At 69.7% G+C, this 4005-nt stretch carries 6 protein-coding genes and 2 pseudogenes; 2 read left to right on the plus strand and 6 right to left on the minus strand.

The window, feature by feature from the left end; translation table 11 throughout:
• On the plus strand, positions 1-269 hold a 269-nt coding region (locus tag AC2VOR_RS15195), incomplete at its 5' end, for a DUF2470 domain-containing protein (RefSeq protein ID WP_486964057.1).
• 112 nt (positions 270-381) lie between these two features.
• On the opposite strand, the pseudogene AC2VOR_RS15200 reads toward AC2VOR_RS15195, so the two are convergent.
• From AC2VOR_RS15200 to AC2VOR_RS15220, 5 genes and pseudogenes are all read right to left on the minus strand, one after another.
• Positions 382-660, minus strand: a pseudogene (locus AC2VOR_RS15200) (NADP-dependent oxidoreductase); the annotation flags it as partial.
• Complete coding sequence (locus AC2VOR_RS15205) at positions 603-893, minus strand: MDR/zinc-dependent alcohol dehydrogenase-like family protein (protein ID WP_369738695.1); 291 nt, start codon at positions 891-893, stop codon at positions 603-605. The gene AC2VOR_RS15205 and the pseudogene AC2VOR_RS15200, both read right to left, overlap by 58 nt.
• Positions 894-1044: 151 nt before the next feature.
• A pseudogene (locus AC2VOR_RS15210) lies at positions 1045-1419 on the minus strand (SDR family oxidoreductase); the annotation flags it as partial.
• A 37-nt stretch (positions 1420-1456) separates the two neighbouring features.
• Positions 1457-1717: a DUF167 domain-containing protein gene (locus AC2VOR_RS15215; protein WP_369738694.1), complete on the minus strand. Its 261-nt coding sequence runs from the start codon at positions 1715-1717 to the stop codon at positions 1457-1459.
• A 31-nt stretch (positions 1718-1748) separates the two neighbouring features.
• Positions 1749-2543, minus strand: coding sequence for an oxygenase MpaB family protein (locus AC2VOR_RS15220; protein ID WP_369741594.1), 795 nt, complete (start codon positions 2541-2543; stop codon positions 1749-1751).
• A gap of 106 nt (positions 2544-2649) precedes the next feature.
• Here AC2VOR_RS15220 and AC2VOR_RS15225 point away from each other — a divergent pair, with 106 nt between their 5' ends.
• The gene (locus AC2VOR_RS15225; RefSeq protein WP_369741593.1) at positions 2650-2904 is read left to right on the plus strand and encodes an SDR family NAD(P)-dependent oxidoreductase; all 255 of its coding nucleotides are present in this window, start codon (positions 2650-2652) and stop codon (positions 2902-2904) included.
• Between the two features lie 93 nt (positions 2905-2997).
• Here the strand turns inward: AC2VOR_RS15225 and AC2VOR_RS15230 are convergent, their stop codons facing one another.
• Positions 2998-3879 (minus strand): HpcH/HpaI aldolase/citrate lyase family protein, encoded by an 882-nt coding sequence (locus AC2VOR_RS15230; RefSeq protein WP_369738693.1) that lies wholly within the window; start codon positions 3877-3879, stop codon positions 2998-3000.
• Positions 3880-4005: the final 126 nt, after the last annotated feature.

Raw genomic sequence — 4005 nt, forward strand, 5'->3', positions numbered from 1 at the left:
CGATCGCGCCGGCCTCGGCCCGGGCGGTCGCGCATCTCAACGCCGACCACGCCGCCGCCCTGGCCGCGATGGCCCGGGCGTTCGGCGGCTACCCCGATACCGAGACCGCGGTGTGCACCGGCGTCGACCGCTACGGCCTGGACCTGCGGGTGCACACGCCACGCGGGGTGGCCTACACCCGCGCCGGCTTCCCGACACCGCTGAATGCCGCTGACCAATTGCGTTCGGCCACAGCGGAGTTGGCCCGCTACGCCGAGTCGACTGCGTAACCGCCGAGCGCGGAACGCGCGACGCCGCCCTTTCCGGGCGGGGTCGGAGTGTGATCACGATCTTGCCGTGAACGTGCCGTCCCGCCTGCAGTGTCACGGCATCGCGGATCCGCTCGATCGGGTAGGACGCGGCGATCGGCACCGTGATCTTGCCCGCGAGGATCCCGTCGGTGATCCGTGCCGCGGCGTCCGGCTCGGCATCGCTACCGCCGGTGGCGCGGACGCCGCCGGGCGGGTTGGGGCCGGCGGCGATGGTGGAGATCCGTTCCGGCGAGACTCCCAGCGCGAGCGCGGTCTGGGCCGTCTCGATGCCGAACAAATCGGTCGCGGCGGTCACACCGTCGGGGGCCAGCGCTCGAACCCGCTCCGCGAGTCCCGGGCCGTACGCCACGGGCTGAGCCCCAGCTGCCGCAGGAACTCGAAGGTGCCCCGAGAGCCGGTCCCGATGACGGTCGCGCCGGCGAGCCTGGCGAGCTGGACGGCGAACACGCCGACGCCGCCGGCGGCACCACCGACGAGCAGGATGTCTCCGGATCGCAGGCCGATCGCGTCCACGGCGGCGGCGGTGAGACCTGCGACCGGAATCGTCGCCGCCACCTCGTCGCTGACACTGGTGGCTGCCATTTCGGGTGATTCAGCCCTTCGGCGGCGTGATGTATGGCGTCGTTGCCTTTTGGGCCCGGCGGTACGAGCGGGCTTCGCCGTAGCGGAGCTACGAATAGCCTTGCGGCTCAATCCCGTCTGCGCCATGCCCGGCTGTGACGTGACGGGCACTCTACAACTGTTCGGCGCCGCCGTCGACGAACAACTCGCTTCCCGTCATGAAGCTGCTGGCACCGGAGGCGAGAAACACCACCGCTGCAGCGATCTCCTCGAGCCGGCCCACCCGCCTCATCGGTACCACGGCCGCTTGGGTATCCAGGAGACCTTGTTTCTGCTCGGCGGGAACCAGCTCCGTCAGGCCAGGCGTTTCGACGGGGCCGGGCACGACCGTGTTGACGCGGATGTTGCGATCGACGAGTTCGGCCGCCCAGGTGCGGCCGAAGGAGAGGATCGCGGCCTTGGAGGCCGCGTAGGCACTGAACGCCGGCGTCCCGTTGTATGCCGTGGTCGAACTCGCCAGAATGATCGGCGCTCCCGGGTTCAGCATGGCAGCAGCTCGCGGACGTTGCTGCCGAGGTGTGGAACTACGTCCGGGTGTCATCCGTCGGCGACGCCGCTCGGTGCACGCGGAATCGCTTGAGCCGCGAGGTCTTTCCGGACACCAGTTCGACTCGGCTCGGGGGCAGGCGTAGGTGGGTAGCCAGCAACCGAATGACGGCGTCGTTGGCCTTGCCCTCGACGGCGCGCTCCCGGACGTAGATCGTCAGGTCGCCGTCGGGGCCGGTCTCGACGAGCGGGCCCTTGCTGCTGCCGGGCTTGACCTTGACGACAACGAAGTCGTTCACGGCGCACAACGTTACCGTCAGCGGCGTACTGTCAGCCCGTCATGGCCCAGCGGATGCCGCCGACCAGCGCGCGACCGGCCGTGCGGCCCAGGGTGCGCTCGATCGGGGGGAAGTACGGCAACAGCAGCGGTGTGCGCGCCCACGCGGGAAGCATCCCCACCGACGTCGCCGCCAGCACCGCGTAGGGCGCCCTGGCGGCCAGCGGCAGCGGCGGGGTCAGCAACAGATACCGGGCGGCGTCGCGTGCCGCCGACGTGCCGCGCAGCTCCGGACGGTACGCCGCGATACGCTCCACCAGCTCATGCTCGGTGCGCGGCGGATCGACCACCCCGAGTCGGGTTGCCACATATGCCATGTCCGCCACGTAGGCGTCACGACCGCTGCGGTCCAGCGGAGCGGCGCCGTACAGCTTGTGCGCCAGCAGGAAGCTGTCCACCTCGGTGATGTGCACCCACTCCAAAAGGTGCGGATCCGTGCCGGAATACGGCCTTCCGTCGTCCGCCACCCCATGCACCCGGCGGTGAATCCCCCGCACCCGATCGACGGCGCGCTGCGCGTCGGCCGCCGTCCCGAACGTCGTGACGGCCAAGAAGGTGCTCGTGCGCTGCAGTCGGCCCCACGGATCGCCCCGGTAGTTCGAGTGTTGGGCCACGCCGGCCATGGCCAGCGGGTGCAACGACTGCAGCAGCAGCGCGCGCAACCCACCGACGAACATCGACGCGTCGGCGTTCACCCTGCGGATGGGGCGGTCCTCGTCGAACCACCGCGGCCCCGGCGTCTCATGGATCCGCGTCCGCTGGGCCGGGCCGTCGGGGCCGGCAACCATGGCGAACAACCTGGCGCCCAGCGATTCCCGCACCGCACCCAGCTGACTCAGCACCGTCACCTCTTCGACGGTACAACGGCGCGGGCGATGCCGCCCTGATTACCCGATCGGCGCGGCGGTCACGCGCTACGGCGGCCTGGACGTCGTGGTCCAAAACGCCGCCGTGCCGGCGTTCGGCCGGTTCACCCAGGTGCGCGCCGAGGTCTTCGACAAAGTGGTCACAACCAACGTGCTCGGGGCTGCCAACGTGTCCCGCTGTGCGATAAGCGATTTCAGGCAGCGCGGCGCGGGACAAGTCGTCGTGGTCGGCTCGGTCCTGGGTCAGGCGGCCGTGCTCTACATGGGCGCCTACGTGCTGTGATGCGGCTGGGCAGCTTCGCGCGCGAACCGCACCCGCCCACCCCGGGCAACGCATTCAAGCACACGGATGCGACCACGGGCGTGCTGCCGTGACTCAGGAGGCGGATTCCATCTCCGAGATGCGTTCGGCCAGAGCGAGAATCCGCTCGGCGTTGCGGACGTGCAGGCTCTCAACCATGCGGCCGTCGACGGTGATCACGCTGGCGCCCGAAGCCTTAGCCTGCTCGTAAGCCGCGACGACCTTACGGGCGTCGGCCAACTCCCCCTCCGACGGACCGAAGAGGTCATTGGCCGCACCAATCTGGGAGGGGTGAATCAAGGTCTTCCCGTCGAAACCCATTTCGCGTCCCTGGCGGGCCTGCGCCCGGAAGCCCTCCGCGTCGGTGATGTCGTTGAACACGCCGTCCAGCACCACCTTGCCGGCGGCCCTCGCCCCCAGCACCGCCAAAGTCAACGCCGGCACGATCGGTGCCCGTCCGGGCACGTGCAGCGCGTGCAAATCGTTGACCAGGTCGTTGGTGCCGACTACCAGCGCCGCCAAACGCTCACTGGCCGAGGCGATCTCCTCGGCCTTGAGGAACGACCGGGGCGTCTCGATCATCACCCACAACCGCAACGACTCCGGCGCGCCGAGCCGCTCGAGCCTGGCGTCTAGCGCCCGCACCTGCTCGCCGGTCTCCACCTTGGGCACGAGCACCCCGTGGGCGGGCGAACCGGCCACCGCCGCCAGATCGTCGTCGTGCCAATCGGTGCCCAGGCCGTTGATGCGCACGACGACCTCGCGGGGCCGGTAGCTTTCCGACGCGACTGCCTCGCACACCGTCGTTCGTGCCTCGGCTTTGGCGTCGGGCCCCACCGCGTCCTCCAGGTCGAAGATGAGCACGTCTGCGGGCAGCGTCTTGCCCTTCTCGAGCGCCCGGGCCTTGTTGCCGGGCAGGTAGAGAGCGGATCGGCGCGGGCGCAGTGTCGGTGCCATGGACTGCTTCGCTTCCTGTCGTCGAGTGCCGGGTGCATGCTGAGCGCAGCATAGGAGAAAGTACGCTTCGACCTCGATGAGGTAACTGGTGGCGGCGTCACGCCGGGAGGGAGAAACCGATGTCAT

Source organism: Mycobacterium sp. TH-M103 (assembly GCF_057473785.1).

Excerpts from the sequence above, each read along its gene's own strand:
- AC2VOR_RS15205 (WP_369738695.1), bottom strand. The coding sequence starts at position 893 with ATGGCAGCCACCAGTGTCAGCGACGAGGTGGCGGCGACGATTCCGGTC.
- AC2VOR_RS15220 (WP_369741594.1), bottom strand. The coding sequence starts at position 2,543 with ATGGTTGCCGGCCCCGACGGCCCGGCCCAGCGGACGCGGATCCATGAG.
- AC2VOR_RS15230 (WP_369738693.1), bottom strand. The coding sequence starts at position 3,879 with ATGGCACCGACACTGCGCCCGCGCCGATCCGCTCTCTACCTGCCCGGC.